12 protein-coding genes are annotated in these 12,840 nt (G+C 41.5%); 4 read left to right on the top strand and 8 right to left on the bottom strand.

The features are described 5' to 3' along the window. The first annotated feature begins 16 nt into the window (after window positions 1-16). On the top strand, window positions 17-1,360 hold the full coding sequence (locus tag A0125_RS02965) for a neutral/alkaline non-lysosomal ceramidase N-terminal domain-containing protein (protein WP_082784863.1): 1,344 nt from the start codon (window positions 17-19) through the stop codon (window positions 1,358-1,360). Window positions 1,361-1,392: 32 nt separating this feature from the next. On the opposite strand, the gene A0125_RS02960 is transcribed toward A0125_RS02965, so the two are convergent. Next, window positions 1,393-1,668 carry an Rdx family protein gene (locus A0125_RS02960; protein ID WP_066751869.1) on the bottom strand — a complete coding sequence of 92 codons (276 nt, stop codon included), beginning with the start codon at window positions 1,666-1,668 and terminating at the stop codon, window positions 1,393-1,395. 64 nt (window positions 1,669-1,732) lie between these two features. On the opposite strand from A0125_RS02960, the gene A0125_RS02955 reads away from it, so the two are divergent. The 3 genes from A0125_RS02955 (at window position 1,733) to A0125_RS02945 (ending at window position 4,373) form a co-directional block, all read left to right on the top strand. Then, a complete protein-coding gene (locus tag A0125_RS02955) occupies window positions 1,733-2,602 on the top strand; it encodes a DUF808 domain-containing protein (RefSeq protein WP_066751867.1) in 870 nt (289 codons plus the stop codon). A gap of 79 nt (window positions 2,603-2,681) precedes the next feature. Further along, the gene (locus tag A0125_RS02950) at window positions 2,682-3,137 is read left to right on the top strand and encodes a hypothetical protein (RefSeq protein WP_066751865.1); all 456 of its coding nucleotides are present in this window, start codon (window positions 2,682-2,684) and stop codon (window positions 3,135-3,137) included. 60 nt (window positions 3,138-3,197) lie between these two features. Then, a complete protein-coding gene (locus tag A0125_RS02945) occupies window positions 3,198-4,373 on the top strand; it encodes a lycopene cyclase family protein (protein WP_066751863.1) in 1,176 nt (391 codons plus the stop codon). Between the two features lie 340 nt (window positions 4,374-4,713). Here A0125_RS02945 and A0125_RS02940 read toward each other — a convergent pair whose 3' ends face one another. The 7 genes from A0125_RS02940 to lpxB form a co-directional block, all read right to left on the bottom strand. Next, window positions 4,714-8,412, bottom strand: a complete 3,699-nt coding sequence (locus tag A0125_RS02940) for an ATP-binding protein (RefSeq protein WP_066751861.1) — start codon at window positions 8,410-8,412, stop codon at window positions 4,714-4,716. A gap of 97 nt (window positions 8,413-8,509) precedes the next feature. Then, window positions 8,510-9,232 carry a tRNA threonylcarbamoyladenosine dehydratase gene (locus A0125_RS02935; RefSeq protein ID WP_066751859.1) on the bottom strand — a complete coding sequence of 241 codons (723 nt, stop codon included), beginning with the start codon at window positions 9,230-9,232 and terminating at the stop codon, window positions 8,510-8,512. A gap of 11 nt (window positions 9,233-9,243) precedes the next feature. After that, window positions 9,244-9,906 carry a TatD family hydrolase gene (locus A0125_RS02930; RefSeq protein WP_066751857.1) on the bottom strand — a complete coding sequence of 221 codons (663 nt, stop codon included), beginning with the start codon at window positions 9,904-9,906 and terminating at the stop codon, window positions 9,244-9,246. Between the two features lie 21 nt (window positions 9,907-9,927). Further along, window positions 9,928-10,299 carry a hypothetical protein gene (locus tag A0125_RS02925; RefSeq protein ID WP_066751854.1) on the bottom strand — a complete coding sequence of 124 codons (372 nt, stop codon included), beginning with the start codon at window positions 10,297-10,299 and terminating at the stop codon, window positions 9,928-9,930. Then, window positions 10,296-10,859 (bottom strand): NADPH-dependent FMN reductase, encoded by a 564-nt coding sequence (locus A0125_RS02920; RefSeq protein ID WP_066751851.1) that lies wholly within the window; start codon window positions 10,857-10,859, stop codon window positions 10,296-10,298. Before A0125_RS02920 ends, A0125_RS02925 begins: the two co-directional genes overlap by 4 nt. Window positions 10,860-10,911: 52 nt before the next feature. Then, the gene (locus tag A0125_RS02915) at window positions 10,912-11,595 is read right to left on the bottom strand and encodes a hypothetical protein (protein WP_156472388.1); all 684 of its coding nucleotides are present in this window, start codon (window positions 11,593-11,595) and stop codon (window positions 10,912-10,914) included. Between the two features lie 102 nt (window positions 11,596-11,697). Next, the gene (lpxB, locus tag A0125_RS02910) at window positions 11,698-12,819 is read right to left on the bottom strand and encodes a lipid-A-disaccharide synthase (protein ID WP_066751849.1); all 1,122 of its coding nucleotides are present in this window, start codon (window positions 12,817-12,819) and stop codon (window positions 11,698-11,700) included. Between the last annotated feature and the right edge of the window lie 21 nt (window positions 12,820-12,840).

Here is a 12,840-nt window from a genome sequence, read left to right as displayed (position 1 = left end):
GCAAAAATGACCTTTTATGATGAAAAAAGCGTTAAAAATATTTTTGACTATTCTAGTGTTTGTAGTCTTCATTCTATTAGTATTGGTCGAGCCTATAGATCGTACTCCTATCAATGAGACAATGCATTACCATGCATGGAAAACATTTATAAAACAAAAAGAATTTGTAGAGCACGATGGTGCTGTAGAAGTAGGCTGGACCAAAGTAAATATCACACCTGCAACATCGACACCAATGGCGGGCTATGGCAATCGCTGGGGAAAACATTTTGAAGCCGTACGTGACTCGCTTTTCGTTCGAGTGATCGCGGTGAAAAATCCAAAAACTACCGTTTACCTACTCTCTGCGGATATGTTGATCATTCCGCCAAATATCACAGATCGATTAGAAGCATTGTTAGAAGATGAAGGCATTTCCATATCAAACGTACATCTTAGCGCAACGCATACACATCATGGACAAGGAGGTTGGGGATTGAAACTTGCAGGCCGCCTTTTTGCAGGTGCTTATGATTTACAAACAGAAATCAGATTGGCCACTCAATTTCGCGATGCCATTGTCGGCGCTACTAAGAAGATGGCGTCTGCGCAGATATCTTACGATAGAATCAAAGACGAAGATAATATACGAAACAGGCTCCCAGTAGAAGGTGGTACAGTGGATCCTTGGATGCGGAACTTGACCTTTTTGCGCGAAGATAGTGCACAAGCTAAATTGATCACGTATGCAGCACATCCAACGGTATTAAATAGAAAAACTCTTCAGCTATCACGTGATTACCCAGGTATGTTATTGGATTCTATCGAGCAGCAAAAAGGAAAATTTGGAGTGTTTATGGCTGGTGCAGTAGGTAGTATGGGTGCACTAAGTGAGGGAGATTCAGATATCGCTTGGGCGAGTGGCGTAGCTCACGGTTTGTACTCTAGATTGGTTGCGCATAACATTGATGAACCAAAAATATTAGCTAACCGTATAGTTAGTGATTATATAAAAATCCCTATGCCAGCGCAAACTGCACGCATTAGCTTGCGTTTTGCTTTACGCCCTTGGGTTTTTCGCACATTTTTTGGCGCATATCCAACCTATGTCAAAATCACGAAAATTGGTGATGTGCTATTGCTAGGTATGCCAGCGGATTTTTCTGGTGAGATCATGACCGAGCTAGATCAGTATGCACAGCAACGTGGTCTACAATTGGTGATTACGAGTTTCAACGGTGGTTATGTAGGTTATATCACAGCAGACAAATGGTACGATACGGATCTGTATGAAACTATTACTATGTCTTGGAATGGTTACCACGCTGGTGGCTATTTCACAGAAGTGGCTAAAGATATCATCGACAAGTTTGGACATTAAATAATCAACGCGCATCATTACGGGCTTTCGTTTTATTTATCGGAGTGGCCTAATGATTTGTCGGGGTTAATCTCATCGCGTATTAGCTGTTTGAGCGATTTAATTTCTGGAAAACCACCTTCAACTTTGCGATCATAAACTAGACGCCCATCAATTCTTATGTGATATCGACCACTAACGGCGCTGGGCATCAGTGTCACACCGTGTATATCATCTACGAAAGTGGTCAATAGTTCTTGCGCCATATAGGCTGCGCGCAGCATCCACCCGCATTTGGGACAATATTCTATTTGTATCGTCGGTTTCATAGTTACAATATAGATTTTTTTACCAGATATTACCTACATTTAGTCCCAATAATACATACCACCTATGGCTTCAGGATTTTTTGCAATTTTAGATGATATTGGCGCTTTAATGGACGACGTCGCGGTAACCAGTAAAATCGCGACACGCAAAACAGCGGGCATTCTTGGTGACGACCTCGCAGTGAATGCTGAGAAAGCCACTGGCTTTTTAGCCAATCGGGAAATCCCTGTTTTATGGGCGATTACGAAAGGTTCTTTTATCAACAAATTGATTATTGTGCCTGTTGCACTATTGTTAAATGCTTTTTTCCCAATAGCCATTCAAGTGATTTTAGTTTTAGGCGGTTTCTACCTCGCATATGAGGGCGTGGAGAAAATTGTTGAATACCTGTTTCATCGACGCAAAAGTGGACAAGAAGTAGTGCAGGAAGCCATTTTAGATGCGGCCGCTGCCGAAAAAGCCAAGGTTCGTTCGGCAATTACGACAGATTTTATTCTTTCCGTCGAAATCGTAATTATTGCTTTAGGTACTGTGTTAAATCGGAGCACGACCATTCAGGTCGTAACCGTTTCTATCGTAGCGATTATGGCAACCGTTGGTGTATATGGTATAGTAGCTTTAATTGTGCGAATGGATGATGCCGGATATCACTTGATTAAACAATCCGACAACAAGGGATTTCGTGCTAAGCTCGGCACAATATTAGTCAAAGCTTTACCCATCGTAATCAAAACATTGGGCGTAATAGGTACTATCGCTCTGATATTAGTTGCCGGTGGTATATTCGTGCACAATATCGATTTCTTTCATGGGCTACTGCCTAGCTTACCGGGTATCTTAACGGAAGTACTGATCGGATTGCTGGCTGGTTTGGTAGCATTACTGGCAGTGTTTATTGGTAAAAAAATGCTGAGTTCTTTTCAGCGAAATTAGTGCTACGCTATTCTTTCAAAATTTTAAAACTATTCCCTAAGTTTGGTGCGCACGGCCAAACACCATGTAATTAGCTACTATGATTCGATCTATTCTGTTTTTTTTACTTTTTTTACCCTTAATTTCATTCGGTAACACGTTAGAAGAGCTTCGCAACAAATTTCCAGACGTAGTATCCGATAGTGACTTGTGTGAAAATTTGATCGAAGAATTGGTAAATAAAAAAGACCTTTCGTCGACCGAAAAAGCGTACTTGGGAGCCATGCAAACCATCTGGGCAAATCATACAAACAGTCCTATCAGTAAATGGAAAACGTTTAAAAGAGGTAAAGAAAATCTCCAAGCCGCAGTACGAGCATCACCAAATAACATAGAAATTCGTATGCTGCGCTATTCGGTACAGAGCAATTGTCCTAAATTCTTAAATTATTCTGACGAACTAGCAGAAGATAAGGCTTATATTGAAGCAAATAAAACACAAATCAAATCCCCAGCAGTGATCCGAATGTACAACGGGTTATTTACCAAATCATAGTAAGTTTGAGCGTTATTTCTTAGACATATACTGATAATTTTTGAAGCTTCACTACGTGATATGGAAAGACAGCAAACAGGTAAGAATTATAATATTGCAATTTTAGGAGCTGGCATAGCTGGTGTTTCTTTGGTACTACAGGGCCTTAAGCAAAACCTTTGGCAAGACCAATCTATATTGCTATTAGGAGATTCTCTTGACACTGGACCCAATAAGCGTATCTCGTTTTGGGCGCAAAACAAGGATTTCGTTCCAGAATTTCCTTATCTACAATGGGATAAGCTTGCAGTTATTTCGCACGAAGGGAACAAAATTCCACTGGAGCTTGACGATTATGTCTATTATAGCTTTGATGCGTCAGCATATCGTCAACACGCGCTTACCGAAATTAGAAAATATAAAAATGTGGAAGTTGTTGAGGGGACAGTGCAGCGCATTGAGCAGCATGATACGTACTGTGATATTAGTAGTACGCAAGGTAATTATCAAGCCGATTATATTTTCCAGACGATCTATCAAAAACCTATTTTAGCGCCGCACAGCCAATACTTCCTTCAGCATTTCACAGGTTGGAAAATACGGACAGATCAAAAATTTTGGAATAACGATGAAGCGGTCATCATGGATTATCGTACAAGTCAAGAACATGGAACTTCTTTTATATATGGTTTACCTGCCTCAGACGATGAGATCTTCATTGAATATACCATATTCTCAAAAAACTTAATTTCTAAAGAAGAGTACGCACAAAAACTATCTACGTACTTAGCAGAGGTGTGCATGGTGTCCGAATATGAGGTTATAGAAACGGAGTACGGAGTGATTCCAATGACGGATCATCACTTTAGTCGACGAGATCGACGCATTTATTTTTTAGGTTCAGCAGGAGGTGATACGCGAGGTTCTACCGGTTATACCTTTACAAATACCAAGCGTACGATCGCTCATATTTTACAAGCTTTTAAGCAAAAAACGTGGCCAAAAATGCAACAACCCAAACAGTGGAAGGGAAGGTTTTATGATGCTATATTATTGCACGTTTTAGCCCAAGGCAAGTACCCTGGGCATGCTTTATTTCGTGATTTATTTAAGAATACGCGCGCTTCTGATGTATTCAGATTTCTCGACAGCCAATCGGATTTCAAGAATGACTTACGAGTAATGTGGAGTTTGCAGAAGTGGCCATTCATTGTAGGGATGTATAATACCCTACGTTTAATGATATGGAAGAAATAATTAGCTAGCTTCTGCTAAATCTACGCTTTCTGAATCTTCTTCTTGAATTATTGCCATTAACAATAAGTAATATCCTTTGTCCAACCCTAATTTTGCTGCTTTTGTTTCGATAGTATCCATAGCTGTATTATTTTTCGGTGTGAATGATATTGTTTTACATAGACAATATTCCAAAACCGATGCCAAACGTGGTGTTTTCGTGTGCCAAGAAGTTAATTAGGTATTATCGCAAGTAATTATAACGTAAAATGCACGAAATAATGTGAATAATACGCACTTGCTATGAATTCGAAGCGATCAGCTCATGCGTATTAAGGTGCAGATTAAAAGGTAAAATCAACTATTGAATAGGCAAACTGAAACTAAACGTAGAACCTTCTCCCCAAATACTTTCTACCCAGATACGTCCATAATGCCGTTGTACGATCTCGGCAGATAAATAAAGACCGATTCCAAAACCTGCAATATTTTCCATGCTTTTGTTTTTCACACGATAGTATCGATCAAAGAGCTGGTCAATGTCTTCCGATTTTATTCCCATACCAAAATCTTGAACGCTAATAATAATCATACCATCAACAGTACGCGTGCGAACATAGACCTTTCCATTTTGCGGAGAATATTTTATCGCATTGCCAATCAAATTATACAGCACAGAACCAATTTTGTCTCGATCTGCTAAAAGCATAACGTTGGGCTCCTCATCATATATAATATCATGACTTCCAGCCACATCGTTTGCTGTATCAATCGTTTCGGTGATTAATGTATGCAGTGAAAAGTGCCGCTGCTGTAAGTGTATTTTCCCTGAATCTAATCGAGAAACATCCAAGAAACCATTGATCAGGGTGTTCATTTTCTTCAGTTGTGAGAAGAGTTTGTCCAACTTATCAGAGGTATAATCATCTGCATTCAACTTTGCTTTTCGCTGCAATATTTGCGAATAGCCACTGATAGCGGTCAAAGGAGTTTTGAGTTCATGGCTTACCATAGCAATAAAATCGTCCTTTCGTTGGCTATCGGCTTTGGATTCGGTGATATCTAGTAAGGTTCCGATCAATCCTACAACTGCACCACTTTCATCGAGCTCCGCCTTTCCCGTCGAATGCAACCATCTTCGATTAGATCCATCCGCTGGCTGAATTTGGTATTCGATAGTAAATCGACCTTTGCTATCTACTGCCTGCTGAATGACTTCCAAAAATTGCATTCGGTATTCTGCCAGGATTATTGGGATCATTTGATCAAATAGTAACGCTGTTCCTACAGGGATTCCATGTAGGCGATATGCCATATCCGAAAAGAAGAGATTGTTAGTGCCCCAATCTGTTCTCCAGGTACCGAGGTTAGCTGCTTCCATAGAAAGTACTAATGTGTCAGACGTTTTCTCCAGCGCTTTTCGCGCATTGATGAGGGTCGTGACATCGGCTGCAGCTGCCATTATACCAGTGATCTTATCTTCTGTTTTTATGGCTTCGATAGTGAGGTTCAAATAGGTGGTTTCTACCACATTATTTCGCCGGATACTTAGTGGAAATTCCGAAGATACAAATCGTTGGCCTGTACGATACACCTGATCTTTGATCTCTCGCATACCTTGCGTTAACAATTCTGGAATAGCGTCAAACAAAGGTTTGCCAAGGGTATGCTGAGCATCACGCCCCCAATATTTCAACATGCGATCATTGGCAATATCGATCACATAGTTGGGGCCTTGGTAGATTGCAATGGCCACCGGTGCATTCGTGATCAACGCACGTAACTGCTGTTCAGCTTGATTGCGTACGGCCATAATTTTGATCTGCGCGCGAACCTTGCTAAGCAATTCTGCTGCCGCAAAAGGTTTGACCAAATAATCATCTGCGCCGGCTTCTAAGCCGTCTATACGCGCTTCTGCACCTGCGCGTGCCGATAGAAATATAACCGGCAAACGTGCTGTATGTGTATGTTGACGAATGCGATGAAGCAATTCTTTCCCGTCCATTACAGGCATCATGATATCACTCAATATCAGATCGGGTAATTCATCTTGAATACTATTCCAAGCTACAAGACCGTTGGTGGCCAATTCTACCTGAAAATAGGGTTGTAATAATCTTTTTAAGTATGCGCGCATGTCTGAGTTGTCGTCAACTACCAAAATACGTACACTTTTAGTCGGATTTTCCTGTTGTGGATCTTGTGAAAGAGTTATAGCGGAAGAATACAAATCGCTTGTGTTTTCCTGCTCCAACAAACTTGCAGCTTCCTGTATAAAAGCACCTTTGAGTGCTGAATTATCTGTGTCTACTTCTGATTCAGATACAAGTTCGGCAGGTAAATGTGATTTGCCTAAAGGGATACAGACCGTAAAATTTGATCCTACGCCTATGGTACTTTTTACCGTAATTTTACCGCCATGAAGCAATACTAACTCATGTACTAAAGAAAGTCCGATTCCCGAACCTTCATGTGTGCGACCAGCGGCGTTTTCGACACGATGAAAACGCTCAAACATATGCGGCAACTCCTGCTCAGGAATTCCAGTACCGGTATCTTCAACTTCCAGAAAAGCTTCACTTTCAGTAGCATAAACCTTTACTTGAATGCTGCCTTCCAACGTAAATTTAAATGCATTGGATAAGAGGTTCAAAACAATCTTTTCCCACATCTGACGATCCACATAGATCTCGTCACTAATTGGTGATGTATTCACGATTAATTGCATACCAGCCTTTTCGACAATTGATCGAAAACTGCTGGCCAAATCCGCGGTCAATTCTGTAAAATCTACCCTTTGGTATACCGCCTGTGTACGGCCGGCCTCCACGCGGCTATAATCCAGCAGATTATTTACTAATTTTAATAAACGTAAGGCGTTGCGATGTGTGGCCTGCAAAGGCGGTTGTAGTTCGGTAGATAAAGCTGGGTCTTGGAGTATATCTTCTAACGGACCTAACATCAAAGTAAGTGGGGTGCGAAACTCATGGCTTACGTTACTAAAAAACAATGTTTTAGAACGGTCAATCGCAGCTAAAGCTTCAGCTCTTTTTAGTTCTTGTTCGTAAGCATATACATTGGAAAATGCGGTATTATAGGTATTCTGCAATTGTTCGTAGAAGTTCAAATAATCGTTGTCCAACGCGCGACGGGCACTAACTCCCGCAATTAAAAAGCAAAAAGCTTCCTCCTGTCCGCTAATACGAATCGGCAATACAACTGCAGATGCTGGACATTCTGGATAGGGCTCGCACTCAAAGTCACCAAATTTTTCTGCCAATCCATGTACCTGAACAATTGTTCCCGTATATCTATTATCGGTTAGCGGCCAACTATCGGACTGTTCAACGAGATGGAGCTTTTCTGGAGTCAACAAACTATCCATTGGCAATCCCGATGCACTAATTAGATTAGCCGTATCGTGCTGACTGTCTAATTGGTAGAGCATCAGAAAGGGGAGATCCAGTTCGCAATCTGTTTGCAAAGTACGTGTCACATCCGCGATATCTTGGATACTTTTGGCTTCACCTAACGCGGCGCCTAGGTCGCGCAGTACTTTGGTACGCCTAGCACTTAGCATTTTGACCGTTGTTTCGGTAATCGGGTGAAAAATACCACCTACGCCACCAGATTCATCTCGGATTGGAGCGAATGAAAACGTCATAAATGCTTCCTCCAAATAACCGTGCCGATCCAAAAACATTCTTTGATCGTTGATATAGGTGCCTTCGCCCTGTTCACCACGGGTAAACGCGTCGCCAACTACTTCTAGAGCAGTTTCCCAGCAAATTCTGAAATTCTGCCCCATAGACTGGGGATGCTTGTCTCCACAAATCGGACGATAGCTATCGTTATAAATTTGTATTTTTTCAGGACCCCAAGCAATCAAGATTGGAAACGTGGATGAAAGACATAAACTAACGGATGTACGTAAACTTTGAGGCCAATTTTCTACTGGTCCAAGTGCCGTTTCAGACCAATCCATACTACGGATCAGCGCACCCATCTCACCGCCTCCTGAGAGGAATTGAGGAATATTCTGCGATTCAATTATATTCATGAAGTAAATGTTCGGAATATCCTCCCGAATGGATGCTAGTTGAGCTGTTCTAAAAATACGTATTTCATTTCTGATTTACGATACGTACTTCCGAGTTTTATCGGCCGATCAAATCGCGAATAGCTGCCGATGCAATCGCGCCTCCAAAAGCAGCTGGAAGGTATGACATGGTACCATATGCCGATTTTTTGTAATTGCTGCCATCGGTATACAACAGTGATGCTTTATCCGGCAATTCTGTTGAAAAAGCCACCTTTACACCATACTCTATATCGTGCTTACGCAATTTCTTGCGTATATGCCTAGCTAACTTGCAATTGTACGAATCGCTAATATCTCCTATACGTATTTTAGTAGGATCTACCTTGCCGCCAGCGCCCATCGAGCTGATAAAAGGAATGTTAGCAGCATGAGCCGAGCGGATCAAAAATAGCTTCGGTGTAATACTATCTATTGCTTCTATGATATAATCTGGCTTTAGGTCTATAAAAAAGGGAATTCGATCGGGTACGACGAATTCTTCAAAAACCTGTAATTCTAAGTCGGGATTGATTGCTAGCAAACGCTCCTGCATAATTGTAGCCTTGGATACACCATGATTTGTAGCCAATGCAGGAAGCTGTCTATTTCTGTTGGATGGATCGACCGTATCACCATCAATGATGGTCATTTTGCCAATACCGCTACGACAGACAAACTCGGCCGCAAACGATCCTACACCGCCTAATCCTAGTACCATCACATGTGCATTTGTGAGGGTTTTAATGGCGTCGCCGCCAATCAAAGCTTCCGTACGAGAAAGCCACGATACATCTTTCATTCTTATTGCAACTACAAATTAAATACCTTGTCAAAATTGGCGCTTATTTGCATCTTTAATGCAGATAAGCTCATCTTTCGAACGCGGCAAAAATACATATAAATTTCTGAGATCGGGGAGGTCGAATCGTCCGTCTCAAAGAAGAGGCGGTGCAATGGGATACTGCGGATTAATTCATCTTGTCGGCCATTTAAGATATTAGCGCCAAGAGATAAGTAAAAACCTTGTTTTATAAGCTGTTCCGCCAATCTTGGATGCTTGTTAAAGCCGTGGATAATGGGCGACTGTATCATTTTTGCATCTTTCACAAGCCTAATTATTTCTTGGTAAGCACGAACGCAGTGGATTATTACCGGCTTCGAAAATTCGTTGGATAGCTGTAGTTGCCTACTAAATACGATCTTTTGAGTTTCCCATGGAGTATCTGTTATTTTATCCAATCCGCACTCACCAACAGCCAAAATGCTTGGATTCGTCAAGAGATTATCATAGAGTATCTGTAGTTGAAATTTGCCATCTTCATGTAGATACCAAGGGTGTATCCCAACAGAGCAAGGATTATCAGGCAGCGTATCTTTATCCACAGCGACATTATTGATACGATACACGGCGGTGCTGGCATCATCCGCAAAATGGTGCGTATGAATGTCAATAAATGTAAAATTATCTTGCACTGCGGGTTGAAAATGATGGATTTAATTGGAGCCGTAGCGCTTTATAATACGAAGTACGCTGTATTTTCCTGTCTCAAAATGGGGTTCTTCTAAAGTCAACTCCGTTGGGTAAGAGCCATTTTTGTCGAAAAAGTATATTTTAGTTACACTGCCATAATCGTTGGTGGGGAATAAGTCGGCACACTGCTCGTATTGCGCCTGAGTGGGATCGCCCACAGTAACGGCATAAATGCGTACAATTCCACCTTTATTTTGTTCATTACGCACAAAAGCAACTTCTTCAAAATCTCCTGGAACGTCTTTTATATTGGGCTGGCTGTAGCTATCCCACACAAAATAAATCAATAACAGCGATAGGGCTCCAACGAACCAAATAATTTTACGTGACTTCATGATGTTTGTTTAGAATCCAATATTTTCTTCATCTCCCGTTTTGTCTTTCTAACTTTCGCCTCTAACTGACTACGAAATAGGGCATTGGTCACACCTTTTTCATCTTCAAAATTTGCAGAAAATTCTGGTAGGGATAAACTTTCTAGTACCGTACCACCATCATATGGCATCCGAGCGAGCGCTATGTTCATCACACTTTGACCACCGCGCGCACCATTGCTAGTTGATAGTAAGAAAAGGTGCGCATTTTGATATGGTTTTCTGCCTTTGATTCGGCTTACCCAATCAATGAGGTTTTTGTATCCGGCTGAATAATTACCATTGTGCTCTGCAAATGAAATGATTATTAAATCTGCAGCATCTATGTGTTCGGCAAATTGAATCGCTTGGGGCGGAATGCCATTTTCCCTTTCTCGATCCGCAGAGTAGATTGGCATTTCAAAATCATGAATATGCACTATTTTCACGTCGTCTTCCTTATAATATTTGGACACGCTAGTGGCGAATTTCTGATTGATGGACCTAGAGCTGTTTGAGGCTCCAAACGCTAAAACTTTCATACGTAAAAATACGACAAACTTTGCGAAGACACAACCATGCGGCTTTCAACTGTTATTGTAGCGCTTCTACAGTTACTTTACCTTCGCGCCCCGGAGATCCTGAATACACTTGCCCTTGTGGTATTCCCGCAATTCGACCTCCTTGACTCATTCCGATGCGGCTCATGACCAAAGCTACGTCCGTTGGTGGATTTACACGACGTCCTCCTGCACTTGCATCAATTTTTAGATGTTGTTTTGCTTTTCGATCTTCTTGTTGTGGTACTAATCCATTGGGATCGTACCGGAAAGTGACGTCGCCGCCATCACCATTTGGATTTGTACGTGTGCCATTCATCGCATCTATACCGCGAGCGATGACATACATAGATTGAAATTTTCGAAGGTTAATGGCAATATCGAAGTTGGAAGCATTGTTTTGGCTACCGATACCCGAAAAAACAACGTCTTTGCCTATTTCTGCATATCCGATCTGCAATTGTACATCTTTCAATCCGTGGAATTGTAAGGAAGCACGATCTTTCATGATCAACGTATCGATATGAATGGTAATAGTAGAGTCGCGTCCCTTATTACGAAATATCTTGTTCTTCTTTTTGGATAGGACAAGTTTTCCAATATGTTCTTCTATACGATATTCGTTACTTTGATCTTGCGCTACGGATGCAGTGCTGTGGGACAGTGCTAGTAATACTGATACGAAGCACATCAATGGTAAGCTTAGTAAATGTTTCATAAGCATGCGTCTTTGTATTTTAGACCAAATACTATGCTCATTGGTTTAATATCAATTTATAGCGTGTTTGAAGAGCGTTACGCAGTCAGGATTATGCCTTGGCTATTGTGATTCGCGAAGGTAAGCCACAATCTTGCTCGCTGTCTTGCCAGATGCGCCGGGTTCACCTAATTTTTCACGAAGCACGTCGTAATTTTCCAATACGCTGGCACGATGTGCCGGATTGGTGATCAATTCACCTATTTCGTCGGCAATATTGCTGGCTGTGCAATCGCCCTGAATCAGCTCGTGCACCGATAGGTAATCATTAATGAGATTTACTAAAGAAATAAATCGCACTTTAATCAACTTCCGTGCAATGGCTATGCTAATCGGATTGGCTTTGTATACGACTACTTGCGGAACGCGTAAGATAGCAGTTTCTAATGTAGCGGTACCACTTGTCACGACTGCGGCCACGGCATGTTTTAGCAAGTCGTATGTCTGATCGAATACGATTTTTATGGGTAAATCGCCAATGATGTTTCGGTAATAAGATTCGTCAAAATTGGGTGCTCCAGCAATGATTACTTGATGCGAGGGAAACTTGTGATAGAGTTCGGCCATCTCAGGCAAAATGCGTTCGATCTCCATTTTGCGGCTTCCAGGCAGTAAGGCGATGATATCTTGCTGTGGCGAAAGTGCATTGTCGGCTACGAAGTTGGTGTTGATTTGGTGGTCTGAAATTGCATCGAGCAATGGGTTTCCGACGTAATCTACTGCATAATGATACTGCTGATAGAAATCAACTTCAAATGGCAAGATACAAAACATATGATCTACGACCTGCTTGATCTTATACACACGCTTTTGATTCCAAGCCCATATCTTTGGTGAAATATAATAACTGGTTATAATGCCATTCTTTTTGGCAAAGTCAGCGATTTTTAGGTTGAATCCGGGGAAGTCGATGAGGATTACTGTATCTGGACGCACACGTAGCAGATCTTCTTTTACAGCCTTAAGATTCCGTGCGATAGACGACAGATTCATAATAACCTCAACAAAACCCATAAAGGCCATTTGATTAGTATGAATCAATGCTTTCTGTCCGCATTCTGCTTCCATTAGAGATCCACCAACAATCGTGAATTCTGCAGCTTGATCTTCCTTTTTTAATGCTTTTATCAGGTTCGCTCCATGCAGATCGCCAGATGCTTCGCCCGCTATAATATAGTATTTCATGCTAATTGCTCTTTGTTCTAA

This window comes from Sphingobacterium populi (assembly GCF_001586775.1).
Lineage (GTDB): Bacteria > Bacteroidota > Bacteroidia > Sphingobacteriales > Sphingobacteriaceae > Sphingobacterium > Sphingobacterium populi.
The sequence above is the reverse complement of the archived record's forward strand: the minus strand, read 5'-3'. Positions and strand labels throughout refer to the sequence as shown.

Coding starts and splice junctions, on each gene's coding strand:
- A0125_RS02965 (WP_082784863.1), top strand. CDS start 17: ATGATGAAAAAAGCGTTAAAAATATTTTTGACTATTCTAGTGTTTGTA.
- A0125_RS02960 (WP_066751869.1), bottom strand. CDS start 1,668: ATGAAACCGACGATACAAATAGAATATTGTCCCAAATGCGGGTGGATG.
- A0125_RS02955 (WP_066751867.1), top strand. CDS start 1,733: ATGGCTTCAGGATTTTTTGCAATTTTAGATGATATTGGCGCTTTAATG.
- A0125_RS02950 (WP_066751865.1), top strand. CDS start 2,682: ATGATTCGATCTATTCTGTTTTTTTTACTTTTTTTACCCTTAATTTCA.
- A0125_RS02945 (WP_066751863.1), top strand. CDS start 3,198: ATGGAAAGACAGCAAACAGGTAAGAATTATAATATTGCAATTTTAGGA.
- A0125_RS02940 (WP_066751861.1), bottom strand. CDS start 8,412: ATGAATATAATTGAATCGCAGAATATTCCTCAATTCCTCTCAGGAGGC.
- A0125_RS02935 (WP_066751859.1), bottom strand. CDS start 9,232: ATGAAAGATGTATCGTGGCTTTCTCGTACGGAAGCTTTGATTGGCGGC.
- A0125_RS02925 (WP_066751854.1), bottom strand. CDS start 10,299: ATGAAGTCACGTAAAATTATTTGGTTCGTTGGAGCCCTATCGCTGTTA.
- A0125_RS02920 (WP_066751851.1), bottom strand. CDS start 10,859: ATGAAAGTTTTAGCGTTTGGAGCCTCAAACAGCTCTAGGTCCATCAAT.
- A0125_RS02915 (WP_156472388.1), bottom strand. CDS start 11,595: ATGAAACATTTACTAAGCTTACCATTGATGTGCTTCGTATCAGTATTA.
- lpxB (WP_066751849.1), bottom strand. CDS start 12,819: ATGAAATACTATATTATAGCGGGCGAAGCATCTGGCGATCTGCATGGA.